This is a genomic window from Candidatus Nitrotoga sp. BS, from assembly GCF_927797785.1.
Taxonomy (GTDB): Bacteria; Pseudomonadota; Gammaproteobacteria; order Burkholderiales; family Gallionellaceae; genus Nitrotoga.
In genome coordinates this window covers 24,043-48,703 of sequence record NZ_CAKMLL010000066.1, presented here as the reverse complement: position 1 = coordinate 48,703, position 24,661 = coordinate 24,043, and the positions used below count along the sequence as shown (strand labels likewise).

Below are 24,661 nucleotides of genomic sequence, written 5' to 3'. Positions count from 1 at the left end.
CGTACGGTTTGATGAGGGAGGGCAGGCGAGAACCTGCTCTCTACTCTACCCGTGTTATACAATTTTTAGCTGATGCACTAAAGAATAGCCAATACCCCGGCTACATTTGTAATGAGTTTCTCAACTTTACTTATTGCTTTAGCCGCCTGGTTAATGACTGCGGCCACTTTGTCGATGTCCTGCTTAGCCTTATTGGCTTTGGCAGTAAGTGACTTAAGTGCGTCGATGGCATCCGCAAATTCGGTGGTCGTTGCATCGAGTGTCGCAACGATAACTCTGTCAAGTCTCTGATAAAGTTCTCTTATTTTAATCCGTATTTCGAATTTTAGATTTTCATCGTTACAGGTTTCAAGTAGCTTATTCAGCTCATTGATCGCATCAACAAGATTGCCGCGAATGGTTTCATTTGACATTTGAAGCTCCTAAATTTATAGATATGGATAAAAGTGGCTATTGTTTGTCGTCGCAACTTAGAACACCTTCCTTATTTTTTGTGATCTTTTTGCAGCTAAGGAGAACTGTTTGAAAATCGTCATAATGCTTTTCTAGGTCTTTTAGCCGCCCAATCGTTAATGTGATGGTCGAACTATTAAATCTTCCTGCTTTAAGCTCTTTCGCAAGAGTTGCGTGAGCATCTTTTACTGCAAGAATCGCCTTCTGTGATTGTTGTACCAATAGCTTTGAGTTAAATACTTCTTGTTGCAAAGAATATAACCGCTTTATCTCTGCACGCCTTTTGTCAAGTGGTACGGTGGCTTTGGCCCTAGAATGGTAATCATCGAGTTCTTCAGATAATATGCCTTGTCTAGATGTTGCTATGGCAACTTCGATGCCAGATGTTCTGAGCTGCTCGTTAATGGTGTCACAAAGAAGACTCACGTTGGCATCTGCTTCAGTAACTATTCCCTTAATTGCCTCACCACGTTTCTCTTCGACGATAGTGCTGCCAATAGCGGCAATCAAAGTTGAAAAATTCGCGAGCTTATTCGTATCGAAGAGATTGTCTTGAGTGTCTTTCAGCGTTTTGTATTGGCCATTAATACCCGAAATGGAGCCATAAAGGTTGGCCGCAGCCAAATCTATGTCAGCTCTGCTACCTGCGTTTGCAAGGTCACTTAATGCCTTTGAGTATTGCCCTAATGCTTTGTTAGCATTGTACATTGCTAAATTTTTTCTCTGTTCCGGCTTTATTGGTGTATCAATTATTTTAAGGATGTCACTTGTTAATTTATTGGCGTTATCTCCGCTATATGTGGCTGCATATGATGTAAATTGCCGATCAAGTGTAGTGTTGTTATATTCGTCTAATACAGAGTCAACTTTGCCGATAATGGCATTAGTTGAGTCACCAAAGGCGGAAATTTGTGTCGTTGGTGTGGTGGTGCAGCCTGAAACGATTAATGCCACTGCTAGATATGGCGCTCTCATTTGATTCTCCTATATGGAAACGATGACAGAGTATTTAGTAGAAAAACTGCGACTTGCAGCTAACGTTCAAGTTCATTGGCGCAGCTTCCCCTGCAACGCAGGGTTAGCGCTCGGCTTGCTGTTCAACTGTCCTTTTAAATCTTTAGATAACTTGGTATTCCCTTCAATACCATTCGTCGATACTTGAGGTGCCACTGCGGAACTTCCACCACAAGAGGAGCTAGTGCCACACTGCTTTCCTGGTTTAATGACCACAGGTTTCTTCTTTCCGCCTAAATCAAAGCAGATAGGCTCTGTACTATTGGGTTGGTCAATGCACTCAACCTCACTCTTAACCAGTGAAGACTGACAAATGACAAATAGGCATGCGCCCGAGAATAGCCATCTATTCATTTCAGGGTTCCTTGGTTTATTTTCTGAAAGAATCCAATGAAGCAATCCTTAAATTTATCCTCACCAAGTAGCTTGCATTGGCTGAATGCATTAATTGATTTTGTATGATCCTCATCTGAGCCTACATAAACGTATTCTGGAATCGGAACTGTAGCGTAGTCATTTTTTAGCACACCGCCAGCAGTTGCCATTAGTGCGCCAGCGAGAAAAGCTACTACTCCAGTCGAACCACTTTTGAAGTCGAACTTCATGCCGGATACTTCGGCCGTGCCAGATGCACCTCCGTCATTGAAGCCTAAGAGGATAAGCATCATTCCAACGCTCGACACAGCAAAACCAATCTGCATTATTGTTACTTTCATTATTTGTTTATTGATCATGGTTTTTTGGTTCGCATTTTCAGTGTAGAGAAGCGAAAACAATGCGTAATCGTTCCCGTTTGACAACGACTTTTTCACGGTCGAAAGTGTGTGGACTAGATCATCAGATGTTTTTGTGTTGTTGATGTTGGTACTCAGAGATGCGAGACCCACATAGGCTTGCGCCAAAATCACCAATGGAACAATTACACCAAACAATAAGATTGCTGCATTACGAGCGATGATTATCGGATTCATTGCTTACTTCTTTGAGAGCGTTAACGTAAATGTGGATATCATATAGATCCGGTCATTAAATAGTTTTAATTTTTGGTTATTATGTATGTCATAGTTGTATGAAAAATATAGACGCAAGATCCCTTAAAGATGAGGCACCGCATGACCGCCGCAGGCAGGTCATCCGACTACATATGCGTGGCGGCAACTCTGAATTGGATTAAATGCTTTATCTAGCATTTTACACGGTGCATCCCAGAGTTTTGGGAACTCAACCGAGCTTGTCCACCACCAAACGGGTTAGTCAACCACCCGTCTCTACGCGGGATGAGTATGGAGTGATATTAAGCTTACTACTTATAACCCCCCGCAAAGTCGCACTGACGTCACGCTTAGGAACCGAAGGGATCAGAGTAACTGATCTTTCCAACACCAACCAGAAGCCAAATTCTACCCACCCCCACCCCAAAACAAAATAAGCAATCCCTTAGTTTTACCTAAGGAATCCCTTATAAAAAAAGACAAACCATATAAAAACTCAAATAATCCGACACCCAATCGCCAATCGAACAAGCTGGACGATATTATCCAGTCCTAATTTCTTCATGATATGCGAATGATGGACACTGACGGTTTTGACGCTGATGGAAGTGATTTGTGCGATTTGGAGGGAGGAATTGCCTTCGGCGATGAGTTTGAATATTTGGAATTCTCGCTTGGTAAGGCTATTTAATGGATTTTCGGAGGTGTCTTGGCGTATCAGGCTGACCGCCAGGTGTGATGTCAGCTCAGGTTCAACAACGATTTTTCCTTGATTGACTAAACGCACGGCTTGAATCATTAGTTCTACGCCGCATTGCTTAGTAATGTACCCAGATGCACCCGCTTTTAACACACGCTGAACCATGGTTTCATTATTGTGCATAGAGAACACCAGAATCCGCGCAGCAGGGTTGTTGGCTTTGATGCGACGCATGGTCTCAAAGCCATCAATGCCAACCATATTGAGATCCAGAATCACGACATCGGGTTGATGTTGCCGGTAAAGTAGGTAACCGGATTCGCCATCGCTGGCTTCTGCGATGATGTGAATGTCTTGAGTGCTTTCGAGCAGACGACGATAACCGGCCCGCACAACGGGATGGTCATCTATCAGCATGACGCTGATTGATTTGCTGGCCTTATCAGTGGTCATTGAACCGCCTCCCCATGCTTTTGTTGGTGTTGTTCAGTGGTAGCCTAACGTGAATCTGCGTGCCCTGAAGGGGTTTGCTATGCGTCGTAAATTCACCACCCGCTGCAATGGTTCGTTCGCGCATTCCCAATAAACCAAATCCTTTGGATGATTGTTCAAGGTCATAACCTTTGCCGTTGTCTGCTACGTGCAGCAATAGAAAATCATCGACAAAGGTCACCCCGGCCTCGCGGCTTAGTATGACTTGCGCCTGGGTGGCCTGAGCGTGGCTGCAAATATTGTTGAGTGCTTCTTGAACGACGCGAAATAGGGTGGTATTAATTGGTTCGCCCAGGTTATCCAGACTACCCGTTAATTTGAGATCAAGCGTGATATGGGCATGATGGGCAGACCAATTTTTTTTTAATTCATACAACGCATCGGCTAGCCCCAGTGTATCGAGTAACGCTGGACGTAATTGAAGTAGTATTTCGTGAATCACTTGGTGAATTTTTTTGGTACATTCACTTATGGCCTTAGCACTGGTATGTATGGCCAGGTCTTCATGAGCAAGAATGGCGATTGTTTCGGCTTCTGCATAAATAGCGGTGAGCCATTGCCCCAGTTCATCATGCAATTCACACGCCAACAGACGGCGTTCGTCTTCGTGTCTCTTAAAGAGATTTTGCGTCAGCCGGCGGCTGTCAAGTAATAATTCGTGATGAAGGTTTGTCGGCTCGGCAAGATAATCCGTTTGACTGACCGCTGAATTTTTTGTGGTTTTATTAGGTGTTAGGTGGTCTACGGTGGCGTTATGATGTTGCTTGGTTAAACATTCATGCGACTGCTCTAATTTTAGTTGCGTATCTCTGAGTACTTGATCTTGCTTTTCCAAATCAAATTGGCAGGCCTGTAGCTCCGTAACCGACTCAATTTTTCTGCAAATTTCAGTATCATCGAACTTTTTACCGTTATGACCATTTTTCATGTCATTCCCCTTCGGCAATTGTAGAACTTATTTTTATTTTTAATAACCGCAATTTGATACCTACACATTAAACGTTACACTTAATTTAAATCTAAGTCTACAAAAAAATCAATTGGTTAGTCAGCCTTATTATTTCCTGGTGTCTTTTCATTTCCAGGTGTAGATGATGACGTGTGTGTCCCAGCGCACCGGCCTATTAAGCCGGTGTATGTGCGTCTGTTCGTGGCGCTGGTTGATAAAGCAAAGGAGCTGCAATCATGAGTGAAATCACTGTTCCACATATCGAGTCGCCGTAACCGTTTGAAGCGTATGCGCACGTAGTCGAGCCGCTGACGGAAGAGGATGGAGGAGGCTTTCTGATTACTTTTCCTGATTTTCCGGGTTGCATGTCCGATGGAGAAACCGAGGCAGAAGCCAATATCAATGCGCGCGATGCATTTTCTGTCTGGATGTCGGCGCGCGCCCACATAGGTAAGCCAATCCCCAAACCCACTCGCCCGTTTGCGCTTGATGCGATAGTGCTTTTGTCCTATCACTTGCACATTGCCGTCTGACGACGCAGATTTCCCCACTCGCTGGCAGCTGGTTAAAACATGGTTCACCAAGCATTGCGATCCAGCGCTACGTCCCATACCAAGCTCAACATACGAGAAGGCAAGAGCACGCGTTAGGGCAGCTTCGTTACTGGGAAAACTTGTTGCGAGACGAAGCCAATTCCGAGCGTTATGTGGAATATATCCACTACAATCCGGTGAAGCACGATTATGCGGCATCGCCGTTGGCGTGGTCGCATTCCAGCTTCCTGCGATATGTTGGGCTGGGGTTTATGATCGAGCTGGGGGCAGAGGCAGATGAATTTTAAAGATATTGGGCATTAATGTGGGGGTGTCGGGTTACGCTACGCTAACCCGACCTCCGAATTGACGGGATTTTTGAGGCTTTTTAACTTGGACGTTTGGTAAATAGCGTGCTCTCGTTGCTTAACCGAGGTATGAATATCAGCACCGCCCCTTCGAAAATTCTCTCTATCGGTTAGAATCCTTCGAAATTGAATTTATGAAACATCCGAGCTGGGAAAGTGAAATTATTCTGTGAGTATTGAAACTGCCAAAGAATTAAACAGCGATTGTCATTCGGCCATTGTGGATCGCGGTGCGCTGGAACGAACCTTGCAAGAGCAGGGCGAGGATTGGCATCAGGATATCAATAAGCGTTGCCCCCACTTGTTTGCTGCTGTGCCTATGTTTATCTCCAGCGGAGAAATGAATCAGATGTACGCAGTGATCGAGGCTGTGGAGCAAGTGGTGGCGTTACCTGCCTGGCGCGATGCTGTATTACTACACACACCTGTCATCGCTCGCTATGCACCCTGTGCCAAAGGTGTGTTCTTCGGTTACGACTTTCATCTAAATGCAGAAGGTGCGCATCTCATTGAAATAAATACGAATGCGGGTGGTGCGCTGTTCAATGCTTTAGAGCTTTACAGTCAGCGTGACGTAATTGCGCCGGGCAAGCCTGTGGCGATTGACAATTTGGAGCAGGTTTTTCTTGATATGTTTTGTAATGAATGGCGCCTGGAACGGGGTGATGCGCCGCTGCAAACCATCGCCATCGTGGATGAGCAGCCATGCAAACAATATTTTTATCCAGAGTTTGTGCTAATGCAGCACCTGTGTGAACGCGCAGGCATTGCAGCGTTCATCGCAGACCCGGCTGAACTGGAGGCGCGAACGGATGGCCTCTATATCCATGAACGCAAGATCGATCTGGTTTACAACCGCCTGACCGATTTTTCCTTGCAACAACATAGTGCCATAAGCGCTGCTTACCAGAGTAATCAGGTAGTACTCACGCCGCACCCTCATGCATATGCTTTATATGCTGATAAACGCAATCTTGCCCTTTTCACTGCACCCGACAGTCTGCGCGCAATGGGTGTAGCAGAGACGACTATCGCCACTCTAAGCATGGGCATACCACAGACCAAACCAGTGGACGCGCAAACGCAAGAACAGTGGCGGCAGCAGCGCAAGCAGTGGTTTTTTAAACCTGCCACCGGTTATGGCGGCAAGGGTACCTATCGTGGCGCCAATATTACGAAGCGCGTGTTCGCTGAAATAATGCTGGGCGGCTATATTGCACAGCGCATGGCGCCTCCCGGTGAACGCATGATATGCCTGGACGGTGCGGAGCCGGTTGCGCTTAAATCGGATGTGCGCTGTTATGTATATGACGGTCAGGTGCAGCTTATCGCCGCACGGCTGTATCAAGGGCAAACCACCAATTTCCGAACAGCTGGCGGCGGTTTCGCGCCAGTCCGTGTTGTAGATTAGAATGCGCGCATGACACTCTATGCTTTTATCGCAGTTGGCCTTGGCGCTGCCATCGGCGCATGGCTGCGCTGGGGGCTGGGACTATGGCTTAATCCCGCGCTGCCAGAAGTGGCGCTGGGTACGCTTTGCGCAAATCTGATCGGTGGTTATCTCATTGGCATTGCCGTGGCATTTTTTCTGCAGCAACCCGCACTGTCGCCCGAATGGCGCTTGTTCATTATTACCGGCTTTCTCGGCGGTTTAACCACTTTTTCTACATTCTCTGCTGAAACAGTCACTTTGCTGGCACGCGGGCAATATGCCTGGAGTGTGGCAATTATTGCCGCTCATCTCGGCGGCTCACTGCTAATGACCGTGCTGGGTATGCAGACCTTTAAGTGGTTGCATCAATAAGTGGCGACAAGCATTTTGAGTACGCCAAAGCACAAATGCACCAGCTTGCGCATTGCGGCATCGAGGGAGGATATCTTGGACTTGTCTCGGGCAAGCAGGTGTTCATAAATAGCTTTCACGATTATCTGAAAAATGCTTGACGGAAAGACGGTATCTACCGAGCTAAAGACCACGTCCCATTCTGATTCTCACCCCTGGATTCGTCTTCTACTTCTGCCCAGGTGCCACTCAACTTTGATTCGCCATCAGAACTGAGCGAGCCGGTTCTTTGCGGCCCCTGATCCATATCCAACGTGATGTTTACCAGTGAGAGACCGGAGATGGCGTCTGCCTTCTTGTTCGCTCCCTCAAGGCGAGTACTTAATGTCAATATGCAGGAACCCCGGCTCATAGTCTTTGAAGGTTTTTAGGGGTGCCGTTTCCCCATCGATTTGCGGCTGAAGGCTTTCAGATTGGATACCTCATGACGGCGTAGACAACGATCCAGGCCCTATCTGGAAACCTCCGTATTGATGAATTCACGGGTGATTGCCAGCAGATCATCCAGAGGTAACAGAAGCATGCGGCGCAGCTCGACGACAAGCAATTCCTGAGCCGACGTCAGTGTTGTATTAAGTGTGTGCGGGCGGTGAGAACGATCCTGAGAGCTTTCGCGACCTTTCCATTCGCGCACGGTAGCAACAGTGATGTTGTATAAGCAGGCCAATGCTGTGACACTTGCAGGTGAGGTATTGATTTCGGACCGCGTTCGAGGGGTTGTTCGGGCGCATGGATGGTCTTGACTCATGACTTCACCTCTCATTTTTAATGACTCAATATGGTCTCGCATCAATTGACGCGCTCTAAACAGTGGCCAGCTGCGGACGGGGATATGATCACACGGGACAGGAAGGATCTGATAGTGTTGCCGAAGGGTCGGCTGCGTGAAAAAAGATGAAGGCTGTATAATCCGTCTACGTACCCCCGCCTTTACGAAGCATTTTCATCTATTTTGCCCTCACCCTGTGTCGGTACGTACGAATCATTAGTCCAGCGATTTGTCGTTCACGAAAGATGTCGGGTCAGAGATCGCAGCATCTCGATGTATTTAACTTTCGGCCCATTATTTTTCCGGTAAATAAAATTTTACGACGTCAGTGTTAGGTGTCAGGTAGCTGATAAGTTTGTTACAGCGACTGAGATTAGCTAAGTAAAAAGGGGTGAGTTTATGTTCCAAAATCCGGGCAAATCTTCTTTGTTACTAGTCGGCTAGCGTTTGAAGGGATTGTTGTCGTTTAGCTCATCCACATACTGGGCGATATTTCCTGTCTCACGCTTTAAGAAGTCTTCCACTGCTCGTGAAAATTGTGGATGAGCCAGCCAATGCGCCGACCAAGTTGTGATAGGTAGAAATCCTCTGGCAAATTTATGCTCTCCTTGGGCACCGCCTTCAAAGATAGCGATTTTATGTTCGATGCAAAATTCAATTGCCTGATAGTAACAGGTTTCAAAGTGCAGACCGGAATGGTACTCCAGCGTACCCCATGAGCGTCCGTAAAGAACATCACGGTTGAATAAATTAAGTGCGCTGGCAATCTGTTTCCCGTTGTGTAAGGCGATGATCAGCAGAATGTTTTCAGGCATGGTCGCGCCTATGCGTCTAAAAAAATTAAGGTTCAATGACGGCGGCGAGTTGTACTGACTATGGGTACGGGTATAACACTGGAAGAAAAAATCCCAATGTGCTTCAGAGATATCTTCACCACGGATGCGCTTGAAGCAAATATCGGCCTCCTTAACTTTGCGACGTTCATGTTTGATTTTTTTGCGTTTGTCTTGACGCAGGCTGGACAGATAAGCATCGAAATCAGCATATCCAGGATTTTGCCAGTGAAACTGTACTCCGCGACGCAACATCATTCCTTCCTGTTGCATTTCTAATGCTTGATTTTCGTCTGGGAAGAGGCAATGCAGGGAGGAGACGTCTGAGTCCTGAGCCATTTGCAGAGCGGAACGAATGAGTTGTGTGCGTACTTCGGGCGTTGCCGCGAGAAGCCGTGCCCCGGTAATAGGCGTAAACGGTATGGCACATAATAATTTGGGGTAATAGTTCAGCCCGTGTTGCTGATAAGCCTCGGCCCATGCCCAATCAAAAACAAATTCGCCGTAGGAGTGGTGCTTGCGATAAATCGGCATGGCGCCAGCAAGAAGATTGTCTTGCCAGACCGTTAGAAATTGTACCTCCCAACCAGTACGTGGGGTGGTGCAGCCACTTTCTTGTAGCGCCCGTAAGAAGGCATAGGAAAGAAACGGATTATTTCCCGCGAGGGCGTTCCATTCCGTCTCGGGAATATCTGCTATGGATTCGATAATTTTTATGCTCATGGTGCTGCAAGGGTGTTGGGGGTGCGTTGCCATACCAGGGTTCGGTTGTTGCTGGGCATGGTCACATCCTTCAGTAGAAAAAGGCCATGCGTTTCGGCGAGCCGATTGATTGCTTCAAAATCCCGCACACCGCTGTTCCAGTCGCGTGATTTTAGCCATATATCGAAACGTGCATTGCTTTCAGAGGTAAACTTTCCCTCGTAGTTAAAGGGTCCATATAGGCACAGAATGCCACCTGCACTTAAAACACGTGCTATGCCTGCAAACATTCGTTCTACTTCTTGCCACGAAATGATATGCACCGTGTTGGCATTAAATACAGTATCTACTGTTTCAACAGGCCATTGGTCATCGTTCACGTCGATGACCACAGGTGAAAGTACATTGGGCAGTTTAGCCTCGTCAAGCCAGGCCAGGATGCCCGTATGGTTTCGCGCTAATTCACTGGTCTGCCAAGTCAAATGAGGGAGCGCACGTCCGAAACAGATGGCGTGTTGGCCGGTTCCACTCGCTATTTCCAATACATGCTGTTGATTGACAAGTATTTCTTGTAAAACTTTCAGTATAGGAATCTGGTTTTGTTCACATGATGCTGAGTAGGATTTCATAGGTGAGAGGTGGTATAGGTATGTGATATGTTTTAATTCAGTAGGTTAAATAACAGGTTCAGCCGAGGGATTCACCAAGGTTTGACCTATGCGAAGGCCGGAGTAAATCTCCGAGTCTTGACCAAAAGACGAAGAAGATTCACAAATGTGAGAGTACCAGAGCCTCGCACATACGAGATGGGATTGTAAACAGGCGGGACTTGACACTTAATGACGTTTTACTTGAATACTTAGCTGTAACAATTATTATTGATCGCGATCATCAGGGCAGCAAACTAGCTGGCCACACTCAGAATGAGACCGGTCGAAGCCTTATGAGAATTTGCTGCGATGATTGAGCGCCATTGGGATGGAATCGCGGCAATTACAAGCCAAAGATTGAAAGTTTCATTCGGCTTTTCGAGGGACTCAACAACAAGATACGAGTCATCCAGTGCCGTGCATACGGCCTGCGCGATGAAATATATCTGCGACTTAAATACTCAAGTCCATGCTCTCGAGGATCTAAAAATACGAAGTTTACCCAATCGATTTCGCGAAGAGAAAATAAAGGCCAGCTCTAAGCCGACCTTTATTTTTAAGAGGATATGATCATTCATTGCTACTGAACGTATTTTACTACCTCCCCATGGGATAATGCTCTTGATTGTTCATGCCTGGATTTCCCAATTGATTGAACGGTCCATTAGGCCCAGACTGAACGATGTTGCTTTGATTGGCAACATGAGAGTAATGGTAATGTGCAGGTGGCTGGGTCTGAATATCAAATCCAGTATTGTTTGGTTGAACCCGACCATCCGCGCCCCCCCCCTGGTTACCCCTGCCACCAGATGGGCCATAGGATATCCCAGTGTTGGTATATATACCAGAGGCAGTAATACCGGTCATGTTATCAGCATTCGCCAAGGAAGCACCCAATGCAAAACAGGACATAATTGTGATATTTATAAGACTCTTTTTCATGAAAAGCTCCTAAATATTAAGTTGAAAGGATAGTTATATAGGATCAAGGTTGACTTGACTGGCGTATAGTACCAGTTAACCAGAGGGTGTAAATAGTTTTGTGTGAACTGAGCAATTTACGCTACCTTAATTAATTTTTCTTGATCCCTCAGTCAAAACCTGCCGGGTTGCCCTACCGTTTGAATCAATGCTGAATTTCCTTCGGTATTCGTGCTGTTTGACACAGATAGCTGAGACATTTTTTTGCCTCCGTAAATGCCACTGCAAGTCTCTCCCAACCGAATTTGTGCAAGCTGTATCGAGTAATGTATTTTTTAGCCCATCTACCTCCAGAGGCGCAAAGTGCTGCACCAGCAAATGCATCTGTTCCGGCGGTCGCTTTGACGCACACCAACGCCACGAACATCATGACGCACAATGACAATCCGACTCACATTTTCACCTTAGCTATGCCTCGTATTGAAAAGATGCTCGGAGCAAAAATGATAGGCTATCGATCTATTGTCGTTATCGCGTACAAACTGTTACGCAGCATTGACTTCATGCTTAGCCGAGGCGAACACTACTGGATTCCGCCGCTGACTATGAAGCGCTTTCCTCTCAACGCAACTCCCCACACCGGATCAACACCCGATTCGTTTCGGTTATATTTCAAAACCGGTGTGGTCAGCAGACTTTAAAATTCGATGGCTTTTGATAGCCAGCCTTTTACTCGCAAGATAAATCGTGGGCTTCACGTTAAGTTGAGTATAAGTTACTTCAAGCTTTGATTTGATTGACCGATAATAGTTTTTGCGATGAGTTAAATACGCGTGCAATTCGGTAAGTATAATTTGCCGGGGTCATTAAAAACTGAAACTTGGCGTGATTCATCTGAATAACGATCCATTAAATTAAACCACCATTCAGTGCTTTACTTCTAAATTGAATCTACAACTTAGTGTTTTACTTCTAAACTAAAGCTACAGCGTGAAATTCGTAAATATGACAAATGTGAACTCCTACAAATTTATCGGGTTGCAACGGCTGGTGAATACCTTGGGCTATTCCCTGTCTAAAACCACTAGTTGCTTGGCAAGGCGAGGAGGCCGCTTTTCATGAGGAAGTTATTCCCGCCATCATTATTTGTGCAGGTGGTCTTCATGGTGTCAACGGATGTCACCCAGCGGATGCTGTTGGTGAAAATGGTCAGCTCGGGCAATGAAGCCACTGTTGTTATGTTGACACCGTTTAAAGCCATTCTGACGTGAGCCATGATTCTTTGGCAACTCAGATAAAGGAAAATATGCTTGGAAGATTTGTGTCTTCGGTCATGCGCTTATTTCGCAAAGATAGTGCTCTGATAGAGGCTGCGACCATTCAAAAACATCTTGGAGTGCTTGGCCTACCTGCTGATGTTGGTCTGTGCGGTGCCGGCTTGGCAAGTGTGCTGTTGGTGCGGGACGAGACGCTAGGGCAGTGTTGCGCACTTTTGTCGGCACGTAATTTCCGACAGGCAGGGTCACTGGCGATACTGGCTGCGGGTGAATCAGGTCAGAAATTTATGAACCAGTTCGCTCTCGGTCTTGATAGTCCCGAAGAATATAGTCGCGGCTCACTTGTTTTTTTCCGTATTACCGAGGATTGTGCCGAGATCATGGAGCGACTGGGCGCGAATCGCTTCTTTGACGAGATTGATGCTTGCGGTGTGACGGAACAATACGCTGTGTTGCTTCAGAAGGGTCAGGCGATTTTCGATTGGACGAACCACGACCTACTAATCAAGCAGTGGCAAGCTTGGAAGGCATGGGCTGCAAATCATCATGCGCCTGTTCTCCTGATTATCGAGGATATTAACGGAGCTCATGGTTTATTGCCATTACTGCGAATTTTACCGGAACTGGTGCCTAACCTCGCTGTGCTGGACGCCGATTGCGGCGGTGGTTTGTTAACGTTCGAGCGGTGGGTAGGGCAGGATATAAACGTACATCGGCAATTCGGCCTGAAATTGTCTACAAGGGATAAGTTTTTACATTCAGATGGATCTGAGAGGGATGCTCAGGAGCAGGTGATTCTTCATGCGCCTGACCAGGGGCGAGTCATAGCGACAGCCGCTACTGTCGCTGAGGCAAGGGGAGTGCCCGCAGAATGGGTTGTGGTTAGTAATCTCTCTGACATGGAAGGGGCCTGTAATAATGCGGTGGCCGCTACCATTCTGTTGCATGCGGATGGCGACCTAGAGTTTGAAGCGCTTTCGCGCTTTGTCCATCGCATGCGCCTATCGCATCCCCGTTCCCTGAAAATAATCGTGCGAGAGACTAACGATAAGCTTCGTTACAGCAACGAGCTGGTGCTTCTTCGTCTAGGGGTCAACTTGATTGTGTACAAAGAAATCCCATTTTCTCGTGTACTGCAGGTTATCAATGAAATGTCTTCTCAAATATTCAGTCGCCTGGTTGAAAATGATTATCTTCTTGCTGCGCAGGCTGCTGAACCGAACCGGGTTGCCGGCTACCTTTCACCATCCAACTTTTGCCGCGAAGTGGCGGCAATGGTCAAACGTTCTGAGCGCATCCATCTAAGTCACAGCCTGGTTCGTCTTCCAATTCTTTCTCGGGTAGCTCAGCTGGATGCTCTACAGGCTTGCAAAGCTCGAAGATTTGGCGATATTTTTACTGCCGATCAAAGTAGTGTTTATTTATTTTTGTTCGCTTGCCGGGAGCCAGACGTTAATTCGACGCTCGATCGGCTTTTTTCCCTGCCTGTAACAGAACTATTTTCTTCTCATATTATTGAGCCGACACCGGAGTTGATCTCGGAAGCCATTGGTCAGCTCCGGCTCGATAACGAAAGCTCGCCCATGTCCGATTACTCTGCAATGCTGCAAGTTGATTTGCCGATTCCGGGTAACAACGTCGAGCGTTCAATCGCATCAATTGCCCTTCTGGAGGAGGCGGTGCAGATTCCGCTGCCTTTTTCGGCTGAGATCACAGAGCATAAGTTGACATGCCCCGTGGTTAAGCACCGGACTTTGCGACCTTTTCCCTTGCCTCGGCATGCACCGACTGGCATGCTTTCTACTTTGACCAAATAAATTTTGTGATAATGCTTGAAAATTTCATGTTGTCTCTTCTTTCAGGCGTACTGATAGCTGTACTTGCCTATTATTTTTTGAAGTACCGGTTGCTACGACACCTGTTTTTGCGCCGGCATCTGCGTTGCATAGTGCCCTATAAGCCTGGTCACACCGAACGAACGCCTGGCGCAGTGGAATAACCCATGTTCAAGATTGCCATTGTTTCAGCCGCAGGCGGGGTAGGTCGATCCACCCTGACGGCCAGCCTGGCCACTTTGCTTTCCCAGCGTAAAATTGCGGTTCTGACTGTGGACTTCGATCCCCAGAACTCATTGTCCACTCTGCTCGGTAGTGATGAAGTAAGTCTAGGCGGGTTGCTGCCCGACTTCCTGACAGGGAAAGAGTTTGGCATGAGTGCGCTTGTTAATTCAAACGAAGTTGCTTGTTTGCCATTTGGACGGTCTAACGAAGTTAGTCTTGTCACTTTCGAACAACACCTGCGTACAGAACCAGAGTGGCTCAAGCAATGTATCGTTCAGATTAATTATCCGCCAGGAGCTTTTCTATTAATGGATACGCCCCGCCTGCCTTCTCCCTATGCACGCCAGGCCATGGTTGCAGCAGACTTGGTGATTGCTGTGCTGGCGCCAGATGCTCGCTCCCTGGCGCTGCTGCCAGCGGTGGAAGCAGCGCTAACCCGGTGCAATCCAGGATGTCAGCTCATCTATGTAATGAACGGTCTGGATAGTACCCGAGCACTTCAAAGCGATTTATTGGCACAATTCCGATCGGCTCTACAGATGCGTTTATCACCTTATCCCATACATCGGGATGAGGCGATTCCACGCGCAGTCGCAAATTGGGCTAACTTGCAGAGCTTGAGCCCAGATTCTTTAGTCGCCCATGATTTGAATGGTTTGCTCAGCTGGTTGCTTGCTGGGCCTGCAAGCAACCTTGACGGAAGGGCAAAAATTTGATGCGCCACTTTCTGCTTTGGGTCACTCGTCGTTTAGGTGTGTTTCGGCCGAACCAATCAAGCCTGTGGCTGAAGCGGTTCTGGTTGCCAAAGGCAGGTGAGTTGGCTGAACCTGCTCGTCTGGAGCTTGGATCGCGCCCCGATCCACTGGCCTGGCTGGCTAAAGAGCTGGGGGTGATTGACAGGTATAGCGTCTGGCAGTGGGTGTTGTATCTATTTATTTACCCTCCAGATAATGTCACACACACTAAAATTGCATCCAAGAGCACTTTTCTTGCCTTGCCGATTCAAATTATTGGTCTGCTATTTTCAATGCTGGTGCGGATTGCACTGGCAGGAGTTCAGGCCTTGCGCTGGTTTTGGCAGCGGCTACTTTCTTTTTTGCCGGCTGTGAACAATGAGGCGGTTGGTCGCCGCTTGGAGGGTTGGCTGGAGACGCCTACTTTCCGCAAGCCTTGGTTAATCTGGTTGCTGGTTTTGTGCTCAATATTTTTTTTCTGGCTGGTGGTTACTACCCCCTTCACCTGGTTGGGACAGCTTTTATTTCTTGTTTGCTTGTGGGGAGCTGCGCTGTTTATGCGGCGCATTCCCGGTAATCTGCCCGCTTTGATATTGATTACCCTTTCAGTGCTTGCTTCCTGCCGTTATGGCTGGTGGCGATTGACTCAGACCATCCCGCTGGATTCCGGCTGGGAGACCTTTCTTGCCATCAGTTTGCTCCTCGCGGAGATATACACCTGGATAGTTTTGCTGCTTGGTTATGTTCAGAATGCCTGGCCTCTCAAACGGCAAACCTTGAGTTTACCAGCGGACACATCTCTGTGGCCGACTGTTGATGTTTTCATTCCCACCTATAACGAGCCGCTTAAAGTCCTGGAACCGACGGTTCTTGCCGCCAAGGGGATAGATTGGCCCAGTGACAAACTCAATATTTATATTCTGGACGATGGGCGACGGGATGAATTTCGTCGCTTTGCCGAGGAAGCAGGGGTAGGCTACATAATTCGACCTGATAATCTTCACGCTAAAGCGGGTAATCTGAACCATGCATTAAAATTGACCCACGGTGAATATGTGGCCATTTTTGATTGCGATCACTTGCCTACCAGCTCCTTTCTGCAATTGACAATGGGCTGGTTTTTCAAGGACAAGCGTTGCGCTATGCTACAGACGCCCCACCACTTTTTTTCCCCTGACACCTTCGAGCGCAATCTTGGCACTTTCCGGCGAGTTCCCAATGAGGGCGCATTGTTCTATGGTCTCGTTCAGGATGGCAACGACTTCTGGAACGCCACCTTTTTTTGCGGCTCCTGTGCGGTGTTGCGTCGAGGGCCACTCGAAGAGGTAGGAGGGGTTGCCGTGGAAACGGTGACTGAAGACGCCCACACCGCACTGAAACTCCACCGGCTTGGCTATACCACTGCCTATATAAATATTCCCCTGGCAGCAGGATTAGCTACCGAAAGCCTTTCTAGCCATATCGGGCAGCGCATCCGCTGGGCACGGGGCATGGCGCAGATTTTTAGAATCGACAATCCATTCATAGGTAAGGGATTGAGCTTCTTTCAACGCATTTGTTATGGCAACGCGATGCTACATTTTTTCTATGGTATTCCGCGCCTGATCTTTCTGACAGCGCCTTTGACCTATCTTTATTTTGAAGTTCACATAATAAGTGCGGCAGCCGCCATGCTTGCCCTTTACGTGCTGCCTCACATGCTGCAGGCTAATCTGGCTAATTCACACATTCAAGGGCCACACCGGCACTCGTTCTGGGCTGAGGTGTATGAGTCAGTTTTGGCTTGGTACATCATTTTGCCCACCGCCGTCGCCGTCTTCAATCCGGGAGCCGGAAAGTTTAATGTCACGGCTAAAGGGGGTCTGATTGAAAAATCTTTCTTCGACTGGACCATTTCTAAACCGTATATCGTGCTAGCTACTCTTAATATTGTCGGCTTGTCCATCGGACTGGGACGGCTTTTCTTCTGGAATACTTTTGAGACGGGAACAGTGTTGCTCAACCTGAGCTGGACAATTTATAACCTTTTGATATTAGGTGCAGCTATTGGCGTTGCCACTGAAGCCAGGCAAGTGCGGGTTTCCCATCGGGTATCTGCTAATTTGCTGGTTGCACTGCATTTTAAAGATGGGAGTACAAAGATGTGCCGCACCGAAGATTATTCCATGACTGGTCTCGGCTTGATGCTCGACCAGGAATTGAAATTGCCGGTAAAAGAGCGGGTTTGGGTTTCGCTTTGGAACGACGAGGTGGAATTCGCTTTTCCTGCACGGGTAATTGCGAGTCACGGCAATAAGCTTGGAGTTCAGTTCGACAATCTGAGCATAGAACAAGAAGCCAATTTTGTTCAGTGTACTTTTGCCCGACCAGATGCTTGGAGCAATTGGTCGGACGAGCAAGATGTGGATCACCCGCTAAACAGCCTGAAAGAAATTGCCATCTTCGGATTCAAAGGTTACCGAAGTCTGTGGCGTAACCTTGGCAAAGGTTTTGCAAGGCAGCATCAGTCGCTGCGGGGCTGGCTTGGGAGACAAATGATTTGATAGTTTTAGACAGCATAAGTCTCAGAAGCTGATAGCACTCATGGGTTACTGGAGTATTTATTTTATTGCCAAACTGGGCCTGTTTTACAGCGGGTTTATTGGCTTTCACTGGCTGCCTAACTTGGCCTTTGCCATTACACTTGCGTTGCCGCTGGTGGCTACACGGTATCGCCTGATACGCTCGGTGCTGGCGATCCCTGTAGGGTTAGCCCTGCTTTATCATGATTCCTGGCTTCCACCAATTTCACGCATTCTTGCCCAGAAGGACGCTTTGACAGGGTTCGATACTGAGTATCTTTTGGAGCTTCTGGGTCGCTTTGTGAATCTCTGGGTACTTGCTGTCCTGGGGTTGTTGCTGGTAGTTTATCTACTGCTGCGTCGTCGCCTGCGTTTTGCTACTTTGGCTTTTCTTGGTATTTTGAGCGTGCCCATTGTTGGTCTGCAGGGCACCAATGTCGTCCAGCTTGTTTCTTCCCGTCCGGCGCTAGAGGACGGGAACGTCGCAATTTCGCAGATTAAGCAAGAGCCGACGGCACAGTTGGAAGCCTTTTACGCCACTGAACAAGGCAAGCGAGTGAGCTTTCCATCTATTGCAGATTCTGCTACGCCATTTGACGTGGTGTTTCTGCATGTCTGTTCTCTGTCATGGGACGATATGGACTATGTAGGAGAGAATAACTCGACTCTGTTAAATCATTTCGATGTAGTGTTTCGACGTTTTAATACTGCCGCCAGCTACAGCGGTCCAGCTGTTCTACGCCTGTTTCGCAGTAATTGCGGTCAGCTTTCGCACCGCAAGCTATATGAAGCGGGTGCGTCCCAATGCAACCTTTTCCGTAATTTTGAGGCCGCTGGTTTTGAAGTGCGAGGTCTGCTTAATCATGATGGGCACTTCGACCAGTTCGCAGGTATGGTACAAGAGCCATCTGGTCTCGGGGTAAAGCTGGATGACAATCGCTTCGCTCCCGTAGTGATGCACAGTTTTGACGGCACCCCTATTTATGAGGATTTCCCTCTACTTTCAGAGTGGTGGGCGCGCCAGGTACCATCAGTCCGGCCTCGAGTCTTGTATTACAACACCATTGCCTTGCATGATGGAAACCGTATTGCTGGGGTTAAGTCGCGTTCTAGTCTGGAAACTTTCAAGCCGCGTCTAGATAAATTGATGTCGGATTTTGATCGCTTCATTACCTTTCTAGAGAATAGGGGGAGGCCGGTGGTGGTAATTCTGGTGCCAGAACACGGTGCTGCTTTGCGGGGAGACAAGGTGCAGATCCCCGGTATGCGTGAAATTCCCAATCCTAAGATCACCCTGGTGCCTGCCGCCATCAAGTTGGTAGGCTTCAAGGGGAAGCCTGATAATGCTCCACGCCAACCCTTGCAGGTAGACAAGCCGGTTAGTTACTTGGCGGTTAGCACGCTTCTTGCCGACTTTATCGCGGATAGCCCCTTTGCCGGGACTGGCGGCAAACCTCTGGTGGATCGGGTAAAAAATCTGCCGGGTACACCCTTTGTCAGCGAAAACGAAGATGTCGTCGTAATGGGGCGTGAAAATACTTACCTGATACGCTCGGAGGGTACCTGGGTCGATTATCAGCCTGGACCGTAATCAGAAACGTGAATAAGGCTGGACACCTGACGGCGGGAAGCGCACTGGCTCTGAACGAGCCTTAAACAGGTAACGCAGGTATACGAAAGTTAAGTTTGGTGTATAGAAAGCTGTGCGATCCATGTTGTAGTGCCCACCAATGGCGATGTTAGGCGTAAGCAAATATTCAGCTGCCAACCTCAAGGAAAAACCTTTTCCGCCGCCGGGCCCCCCAGAGTAAAATCCAGGATCGCCGCCATCGCCTCCACTGACAGCAGCGCTTTGCAAAGCACTGTTTGTAGGATAGAAAGGCATACGTTTCTCGTTGGTCCAGGCAAAAGAGGTTGAACCTCGCATCAAATAGGAAAGCTTCCCGGAGCGACCTGCCAACTCTACCGGTAGGTTCAGCGAAGTGTAGCTTTGCGGGCTATAGTAACCGCCATGACCAAAAGTGTAGAATGATAGGTTTTCCTTATAGCGCCAGTGGGTCAGGGTTAGTCCAAGATTGACCCACATGTTTTCCCGGTGCAGCACATCCTTGTCCACACCGGTTCGCAGGGCGATACGATTGTTATCGAGTACATTGTTACCTCTTAATAGGCCAGATTCGGCGCTAACGAAGGTATGGAACTGACTAAAATTTCTGGCGATCCGACCGCCAACCCCAGTATAGACCACCCCACCCCAGATTTCACCTGAAGCTGGGTCTCGCGCGCCAGAGTAGGTAAGCAGACTATTGGTTTGCGCGCGACGGAAGATTTCAAGGGCGTAGTCCACCTTTTCTGCTTCCCAGCTTTTGCGAATGCCACCGACCATATTTTGGACTGGAAAGCCGATACCAACCACGCCCACATCCCAACGCAAAGCATCACCCTCGTAACCCACGCCTACCGAGGTGCCATCTGTCTTCTGTGCCATTGGAAGCGGAATTGAAGATGACCTTACGCCCAGCTTGCCGAAGAGGGGTGCATCGCCTGCGGCAAGCTCGCCAGCATCAATTGTGATCCGATCCAAATGGACAAAACCATGCCCGTCATAGCCCACAGGCCACCACCCGACTATTGGTGTCTCCGTTCCGCGATAGGTGGATGTGCCGCTTGAGGAATTCCTGTCGAGTTTTTCAAACCCTATTTCAATACGGGGATCCCGTCTGGCTTCAATGCGGGAAATTTCCTCCTCTGCTCTGGTAGGTCTGCGAAATGAAGCTGCTCTCTTTAGCTCTGGTGCAGAAGAGATGGGGGTGTTGTCGGTGCTCGAGTTTGTGAAGTCTTTGGTTAAGGGCAGGCCATGCAAGTTGGATTCAGCTACAGATTTAGGTTTGTCAGCTACACCTGCATTTTGAGCTGCATCTGGAGATTCTAGAAGATAGTTATGTTGCAGCGCCAGGCTGATCAGCGGGCGATCATGATCCAGATCGAGGAGAGGCACTGAGTTAGTGGTCGTTGAAGTTGTCGTTACCGCGCCCGGAGCGCGCTTTTCAAGGGCCAGCGCTTGGCGGAAATAGGCCAGGGCAGCATGGTATCTTCGGTCATTGTGTTCGATACGACCTGCTTGGATCAGAATATCCGGATTTCCAGGGTTGCTGGCAAGCAGTTGTTCAACTATCTTTCTAGCTCGAGCAATATTTCCAAGGCGAACTTCCAACCGAGAAATGGACAATCTGGTATCTACATTATTCTCAAGTACATGCGGTAGTAGCTGATCAATCGCCTCTTGAGCAGCTTGCTTTTTCCCTGCTTGGGCGAAAGCCTGTGCGAGGTTTAGACGAGACTCCAGGTCGTTCGGATGTTTGTTCAGTATAGCCTGCAAGATCAGCATGGCGGCTTTCGAGTCATTAGCCTCCAGCAGCAGGCGAGCTTGGGCTTTCAGTGTGGAAATCTCGCCTGCTCGGCCTGATAAAAGAACCCGGGCGGCAAGGGTACGAGCCTGTACTTCTTCTCCACGCTGTAACAGATGCTCGATTTGCCTGGAAGCAAGGTCAGTTTCGATTTTGAGAATTGTCTCTCTTTGTCCGTCATTCCAGTCGGGTCGTTGCTGTAATTCAGGCAGGAACACGCTCAGCGTGTCATCCTGTTTTGCGCGATTGAGCAACGAGCCGTAATAGAGCTGGTTGTCAGCCGGTGCGGTTTTTGCGTCGAACAGGTGTCGCTTCATCAGGGCGAGGCCGCGAGCCGGTTGGTCGAGGCTAAACCAGCCTTCCGACACTTGTTCGATTGCACTCGGCTTGTCCGCGGCACGTTGTTCGGCAAGGAGCAGCATCTGGATCGCTGTTTCCTCCTTGCCGTCTGCTTGAAGCTTTACGGCTTGACGGATGCGTAAATTTATCCAATTGCGCGATTCCAGTTCGTTCATGGCCTGGGAACGTTCCGATAGAGGGATGCGGGCCAAGCGCTGGAGCGCCCCTATTTCCCGATCTTGAGAAGCCAGCACCAAAGCATAGGCATAGTTCATACCTGGGGCGTCTGGGGTTAGTGCAGCGCCTTCAGCCATTACTCGACGACTAAGGGTCTGCAAGCCCAGACTTTCATACAGGTTTGCCAGGTCATAGCGAATCCAGGCATCCTGTGGAGCGAGTAGTACAGCTGTTTCCAACGCCTGTAGGGCGTGACTGAGGCGGCGAGCGTTGATGAATGCCTCTGCTTCATCCCGCAACAGGCTGGCTTGGGTCTCATTGAATCGGTTGGCTTCTTTGGGATTGTTCTGGCGAAATTCGGCGATCAACGCTTGGGCTTCATCACGTCGCTCGCTACGGGAGAGAAGCGTAAGCAGGCCTCGCATAGCCGAAGTATTGCCCGCATCCTTTTTGAGTGCTTCACGGTAGAGGGTTTCGGCACTGGCCAGATTCTGACCCTGGGCAAGAATATTACCCAGCAAGGCAAGCCCGTCGGCATTGTTCGGTTCAATACTCAGCGCTTGCCGTGCAAGCTGTAGCGCTTCAGCCAGTTTTCCGGCTTCGAGTAGCTTATCAGCCTGTTTTATTTGCCCCCAGAAACTTGCAGTGCGGATCAGGCCTTGCCATTGTTTGCTGCCCGGCTCAGCCTTTGCCGCACGCTCAAACCAGCTCTTCGCTTCTTCGTGATGCCCTTGGCGTAAGCGAAGCAAACCGATGCTACCCAGTACTTGGGGATCCTTGGGGCGTCTTGATAGCGATTTTTGCAACTCACGCTGAGCATCTTCCAGCTGCCCGTGTTTAAGAAAAGCGATCCCAGTCTGACGGGACCGCACTGCAGGGTCGTTAGCAATGCGTATCGCTTGTTCACGTAATTGCTGTAGTTCTGCCAGATACTCAATGGCATTCTGGTCACTCGGAAATTCTTTCAGATAGCGGCTGACCCACGGTAAGGTTGATGGTTCTGCCGCGAGACGGTTTATGGCAGCCCACCAGTATTCGCGCAGTTTTTGCCGGTTAACGTCGGGCGCAGCAGCCAGGGATTCATAACCTTGCAGTATTTTCTGTCTGTTGCCCTGATTATTTTGCAGCTTTAACCAGGCAAGGCGGTAGCGCGCTTCTCCTGTTTCCCGGTAGAGCTTGTCGAGGGCAGACTTTGCTGTTTGCTGATCTTTGGCAGTGTTACTGACGAGTTGGTAATATTCGAGTCCTAGTTCACCAGGAGGGGGAGCTTCCGGAAACAAACGACGCATGATTTTGGCTGCTTCCTTGGTGTTGCCGGCTCTGGCCATTAGGCGTGCGCTTGCCAGATCTTGTTTTTCAGTGGTGTTAACTCGATACAGGCTGCGCAGTCCAAGGGTGCTGGAGTGGTTAGGATATCGTTGTTCCAAACGACGTAAATATTCACCGGCAAGCTTTATATTTCCTGTACGTAGTTCAATGCTTCCCAGCATGAACAGCACTTCCGGATTACTTTCGATCGCCAGTAACTTTTTCAGCATAACGCGTGCCAGATCCGAGCGATCCTTAGCTTCCCACATGCGGGCGCTGAGCAGCAGATCGGCAGTCGTGCTATTTTCAGGATTGGCAAGGGCTGGAGTACTCAACAACCCGCCCAGGCTCAGTGCTAAGGCAAGCGGGATGAGGCGGAGTTGCATGATGTTTGCCAAGATGGCAGCAGGCTGCCATTTTTCGTGAATTGGTAGCGCCCTTCCATCCAGCCATGGGCAAAGAGGGAAAGTGCCTGTTCATAGTAGGCATCCGAACGCAGGGGGCGAGCCGTCAAACGATCGCGTTGTCCCTGCAGGGTGGCACTGTCTCCCCGGGCAGCCAGGAAAGGGAGCATTGCGGCGGAAAATCCTGATGGCCCTGGGCCAGTGGCTTCACCAGTGGCTATATTGACAGACTCTGGCGGGTAGCCGTGGCGCGCAATAAAGTCAGCCATGGGGGTAAATGCTGCAAGAAGTCGTGGTCGGGAAGGCGCATCGGACGCAAGCATTCCGGCCCAGAGGTAAACCCGTATTGCGTTATAGCCACCCGCGCCTTTTTCTTCTCCCGCACTATCCATTCTGAATCCCTTGCTGTCTTCATAGACAGTCCAATCAGGCGAGAATCCTTGTGGAGCGGATTCCAAAATGATTCGCTGGGAGGATTCCGAAATCTGCCGCCAAGTGCGATCTGGACTCCGGCTGCTCAGCCAGTCCATAAGCTGCATGGGCATATAGCTTGGATTAAGGCGCCAAGTCTTTCCCCCCGTCTGGAAGCCGTGCGGTGCAGGTAGCATGGTGGGACCTAAACCTGGCAGGTCTGCGGTTTCTTCGCGCAAGATACGGCTGGCCAGCAGTGATGAAAGCGCAACGAAGCGGCGGTCGCCCCAGAGCCGGCCCGCTTCTCCCAACGCATAGACCACCCACAGATCGGCATCCGATGCCGGATTGTTGTCCAGCACTCCCCAGCTGCCATCATCTCTTCGACCCCATAGCCAAGCTGGTAGATGGCTAGTCAGGTCGCCATTTGCCAGATTGTTTTCAGTCCATTGCAGGATTAAGTCAAAGGTCTTACGATCGTTTGCCACCAAGGAGAAGAACAGTGCATAAGCCTGTCCTTCTGACACAGTCTGTTTGCGGGGGGTGTTGCCATCCACTACCCGCCCGCCCTTGCTGATGAAACCCGTCTTGAAATTTTTCCAAGCAGGCCAGTTTGTTTGACATGTGGGTTTGACTGTTACTGCCTCAGCAGCGCCCAAACATACGCAGAGCACAGCGAAAATTTGGCACCCTAGGCACAGTAATACGCCTGCCTTACATCCGGCACTCATAAATAAGTAGTTAATTTTCAGGTGGTTATTCCT

At 48.9% G+C, this 24,661-nt stretch carries 21 protein-coding genes and 3 pseudogenes; 10 read left to right on the top strand and 14 right to left on the bottom strand.

Annotated features, from left to right (window positions below; translation table 11 throughout):
* Positions 1-77: 77 nt before the first annotated feature.
* The 6 genes from MJ769_RS08075 to MJ769_RS08050 form a co-directional block, all read right to left on the bottom strand.
* Positions 78-413 carry a hypothetical protein gene (locus MJ769_RS08075; protein WP_239236111.1) on the bottom strand — a complete coding sequence of 112 codons (336 nt, stop codon included), beginning with the start codon at positions 411-413 and terminating at the stop codon, positions 78-80.
* Between the two features lie 37 nt (positions 414-450).
* The gene (locus MJ769_RS08070; protein WP_239236108.1) at positions 451-1,428 is read right to left on the bottom strand and encodes a hypothetical protein; all 978 of its coding nucleotides are present in this window, start codon (positions 1,426-1,428) and stop codon (positions 451-453) included.
* 72 nt (positions 1,429-1,500) lie between these two features.
* On the bottom strand, positions 1,501-1,821 hold the full coding sequence (locus MJ769_RS08065) for a hypothetical protein (protein WP_239236100.1): 321 nt from the start codon (positions 1,819-1,821) through the stop codon (positions 1,501-1,503).
* The gene (locus MJ769_RS08060; protein ID WP_239236098.1) at positions 1,818-2,438 is read right to left on the bottom strand and encodes a hypothetical protein; all 621 of its coding nucleotides are present in this window, start codon (positions 2,436-2,438) and stop codon (positions 1,818-1,820) included. Before MJ769_RS08060 ends, MJ769_RS08065 begins: the two co-directional genes overlap by 4 nt.
* A 517-nt stretch (positions 2,439-2,955) precedes the next feature.
* The gene (locus MJ769_RS08055; RefSeq protein WP_239236096.1) at positions 2,956-3,612 is read right to left on the bottom strand and encodes a response regulator; all 657 of its coding nucleotides are present in this window, start codon (positions 3,610-3,612) and stop codon (positions 2,956-2,958) included.
* Complete coding sequence (locus MJ769_RS08050) at positions 3,602-4,579, bottom strand: ATP-binding protein (protein ID WP_239236094.1); 978 nt, start codon at positions 4,577-4,579, stop codon at positions 3,602-3,604. The genes MJ769_RS08055 and MJ769_RS08050 overlap by 11 nt, the downstream gene beginning before the upstream one ends.
* Before the next feature lie 329 nt (positions 4,580-4,908).
* On the opposite strand from MJ769_RS08050, the gene MJ769_RS08045 reads away from it, so the two are divergent.
* The 4 genes from MJ769_RS08045 to crcB all read left to right on the top strand — a co-directional run bounded on the left by MJ769_RS08045 (position 4,909) and on the right by crcB (position 7,305).
* The gene (locus MJ769_RS08045; protein ID WP_256445704.1) at positions 4,909-5,133 is read left to right on the top strand and encodes a type II toxin-antitoxin system HicB family antitoxin; all 225 of its coding nucleotides are present in this window, start codon (positions 4,909-4,911) and stop codon (positions 5,131-5,133) included.
* 140 nt (positions 5,134-5,273) lie between these two features.
* Entirely contained in the window at positions 5,274-5,441 is a 168-nt protein-coding gene (locus MJ769_RS08040) for a hypothetical protein (protein ID WP_239236091.1), read from the top strand.
* A 229-nt stretch (positions 5,442-5,670) separates the two neighbouring features.
* Positions 5,671-6,912: a hypothetical protein gene (locus MJ769_RS08035; RefSeq protein ID WP_239236082.1), complete on the top strand. Its 1,242-nt coding sequence runs from the start codon at positions 5,671-5,673 to the stop codon at positions 6,910-6,912.
* Between the two features lie 9 nt (positions 6,913-6,921).
* Complete coding sequence (crcB, locus tag MJ769_RS08030) at positions 6,922-7,305, top strand: fluoride efflux transporter CrcB (RefSeq protein WP_239236080.1); 384 nt, start codon at positions 6,922-6,924, stop codon at positions 7,303-7,305.
* On the opposite strand, the pseudogene MJ769_RS14445 reads toward crcB, so the two are convergent.
* From MJ769_RS14445 to MJ769_RS08005, 6 genes and pseudogenes are all read right to left on the bottom strand, one after another.
* Positions 7,299-7,424 (bottom strand): annotated as a pseudogene (locus tag MJ769_RS14445) (hypothetical protein); the annotation flags it as partial. The gene crcB and the pseudogene MJ769_RS14445 overlap by 7 nt on opposite strands.
* Before the next feature lie 35 nt (positions 7,425-7,459).
* Positions 7,460-7,675 (bottom strand): hypothetical protein, encoded by a 216-nt coding sequence (locus tag MJ769_RS08025; RefSeq protein ID WP_239236078.1) that lies wholly within the window; start codon positions 7,673-7,675, stop codon positions 7,460-7,462.
* A pseudogene (locus MJ769_RS08020) lies at positions 7,656-8,092 on the bottom strand (IS481 family transposase); the annotation flags it as partial. The gene MJ769_RS08025 and the pseudogene MJ769_RS08020, both read right to left, overlap by 20 nt.
* 461 nt (positions 8,093-8,553) lie before the next feature.
* Positions 8,554-9,669: a GNAT family N-acetyltransferase gene (locus MJ769_RS08015; RefSeq protein WP_239236075.1), complete on the bottom strand. Its 1,116-nt coding sequence runs from the start codon at positions 9,667-9,669 to the stop codon at positions 8,554-8,556.
* Positions 9,666-10,277, bottom strand: a complete 612-nt coding sequence (locus MJ769_RS08010) for a DUF938 domain-containing protein (RefSeq protein WP_239236073.1) — start codon at positions 10,275-10,277, stop codon at positions 9,666-9,668. The genes MJ769_RS08015 and MJ769_RS08010 overlap by 4 nt, the downstream gene beginning before the upstream one ends.
* Before the next feature lie 618 nt (positions 10,278-10,895).
* A complete protein-coding gene (locus tag MJ769_RS08005) occupies positions 10,896-11,240 on the bottom strand; it encodes a hypothetical protein (protein WP_239236071.1) in 345 nt (114 codons plus the stop codon).
* A 488-nt stretch (positions 11,241-11,728) separates the two neighbouring features.
* On the opposite strand from MJ769_RS08005, the pseudogene MJ769_RS08000 reads away from it, so the two are divergent.
* From MJ769_RS08000 to bcsG, 6 genes and pseudogenes are all read left to right on the top strand, one after another.
* A pseudogene (locus MJ769_RS08000) lies at positions 11,729-11,963 on the top strand (hypothetical protein); the annotation flags it as partial.
* A gap of 374 nt (positions 11,964-12,337) precedes the next feature.
* The gene (locus MJ769_RS07995) at positions 12,338-12,490 is read left to right on the top strand and encodes a hypothetical protein (RefSeq protein ID WP_239236064.1); all 153 of its coding nucleotides are present in this window, start codon (positions 12,338-12,340) and stop codon (positions 12,488-12,490) included.
* Between the two features lie 35 nt (positions 12,491-12,525).
* Positions 12,526-14,313, top strand: coding sequence for a cellulose biosynthesis protein BcsE (bcsE, locus tag MJ769_RS07990; protein WP_239236062.1), 1,788 nt, complete (start codon positions 12,526-12,528; stop codon positions 14,311-14,313).
* Positions 14,314-14,498: 185 nt separating this feature from the next.
* A complete protein-coding gene (gene bcsQ / locus MJ769_RS07985) occupies positions 14,499-15,272 on the top strand; it encodes a cellulose biosynthesis protein BcsQ (RefSeq protein WP_239236060.1) in 774 nt (257 codons plus the stop codon).
* Positions 15,272-17,833, top strand: coding sequence for a UDP-forming cellulose synthase catalytic subunit (bcsA, locus tag MJ769_RS07980; RefSeq protein ID WP_239236058.1), 2,562 nt, complete (start codon positions 15,272-15,274; stop codon positions 17,831-17,833). The genes bcsQ and bcsA overlap by 1 nt, the downstream gene beginning before the upstream one ends.
* Before the next feature lie 40 nt (positions 17,834-17,873).
* On the top strand, positions 17,874-19,442 hold the full coding sequence (gene bcsG / locus MJ769_RS07975; RefSeq protein WP_239236056.1) for a cellulose biosynthesis protein BcsG: 1,569 nt from the start codon (positions 17,874-17,876) through the stop codon (positions 19,440-19,442).
* Here bcsG and MJ769_RS07970 read toward each other — a convergent pair whose 3' ends face one another.
* Both MJ769_RS07970 and bcsZ read right to left on the bottom strand, forming a co-directional pair.
* The gene (locus tag MJ769_RS07970) at positions 19,443-23,468 is read right to left on the bottom strand and encodes a cellulose synthase subunit BcsC-related outer membrane protein (protein WP_239236055.1); all 4,026 of its coding nucleotides are present in this window, start codon (positions 23,466-23,468) and stop codon (positions 19,443-19,445) included. It lies immediately after the preceding gene.
* Positions 23,438-24,628, bottom strand: coding sequence for a cellulose synthase complex periplasmic endoglucanase BcsZ (bcsZ, locus tag MJ769_RS07965; protein ID WP_239236053.1), 1,191 nt, complete (start codon positions 24,626-24,628; stop codon positions 23,438-23,440). The genes MJ769_RS07970 and bcsZ overlap by 31 nt, the downstream gene beginning before the upstream one ends.
* Positions 24,629-24,661 lie beyond the last annotated feature (33 nt).

Coding starts and splice junctions, on each gene's coding strand:
- MJ769_RS08075 (WP_239236111.1), bottom strand. CDS start 413: ATGTCAAATGAAACCATTCGCGGCAATCTTGTTGATGCGATCAATGAG.
- MJ769_RS08070 (WP_239236108.1), bottom strand. CDS start 1,428: ATGAGAGCGCCATATCTAGCAGTGGCATTAATCGTTTCAGGCTGCACC.
- MJ769_RS08065 (WP_239236100.1), bottom strand. CDS start 1,821: ATGAATAGATGGCTATTCTCGGGCGCATGCCTATTTGTCATTTGTCAG.
- MJ769_RS08060 (WP_239236098.1), bottom strand. CDS start 2,438: ATGAATCCGATAATCATCGCTCGTAATGCAGCAATCTTATTGTTTGGT.
- MJ769_RS08055 (WP_239236096.1), bottom strand. CDS start 3,612: ATGACCACTGATAAGGCCAGCAAATCAATCAGCGTCATGCTGATAGAT.
- MJ769_RS08050 (WP_239236094.1), bottom strand. CDS start 4,579: ATGAAAAATGGTCATAACGGTAAAAAGTTCGATGATACTGAAATTTGC.
- crcB (WP_239236080.1), top strand. CDS start 6,922: ATGACACTCTATGCTTTTATCGCAGTTGGCCTTGGCGCTGCCATCGGC.
- MJ769_RS08015 (WP_239236075.1), bottom strand. CDS start 9,669: ATGAGCATAAAAATTATCGAATCCATAGCAGATATTCCCGAGACGGAA.
- MJ769_RS08010 (WP_239236073.1), bottom strand. CDS start 10,277: ATGAAATCCTACTCAGCATCATGTGAACAAAACCAGATTCCTATACTG.
- MJ769_RS08005 (WP_239236071.1), bottom strand. CDS start 11,240: ATGAAAAAGAGTCTTATAAATATCACAATTATGTCCTGTTTTGCATTG.
- MJ769_RS07995 (WP_239236064.1), top strand. CDS start 12,338: ATGAGGAAGTTATTCCCGCCATCATTATTTGTGCAGGTGGTCTTCATG.
- bcsE (WP_239236062.1), top strand. CDS start 12,526: ATGCTTGGAAGATTTGTGTCTTCGGTCATGCGCTTATTTCGCAAAGAT.
- bcsQ (WP_239236060.1), top strand. CDS start 14,499: ATGTTCAAGATTGCCATTGTTTCAGCCGCAGGCGGGGTAGGTCGATCC.
- bcsA (WP_239236058.1), top strand. CDS start 15,272: ATGCGCCACTTTCTGCTTTGGGTCACTCGTCGTTTAGGTGTGTTTCGG.
- bcsG (WP_239236056.1), top strand. CDS start 17,874: ATGGGTTACTGGAGTATTTATTTTATTGCCAAACTGGGCCTGTTTTAC.
- MJ769_RS07970 (WP_239236055.1), bottom strand. CDS start 23,468: ATGCAACTCCGCCTCATCCCGCTTGCCTTAGCACTGAGCCTGGGCGGG.
- bcsZ (WP_239236053.1), bottom strand. CDS start 24,628: ATGAGTGCCGGATGTAAGGCAGGCGTATTACTGTGCCTAGGGTGCCAA.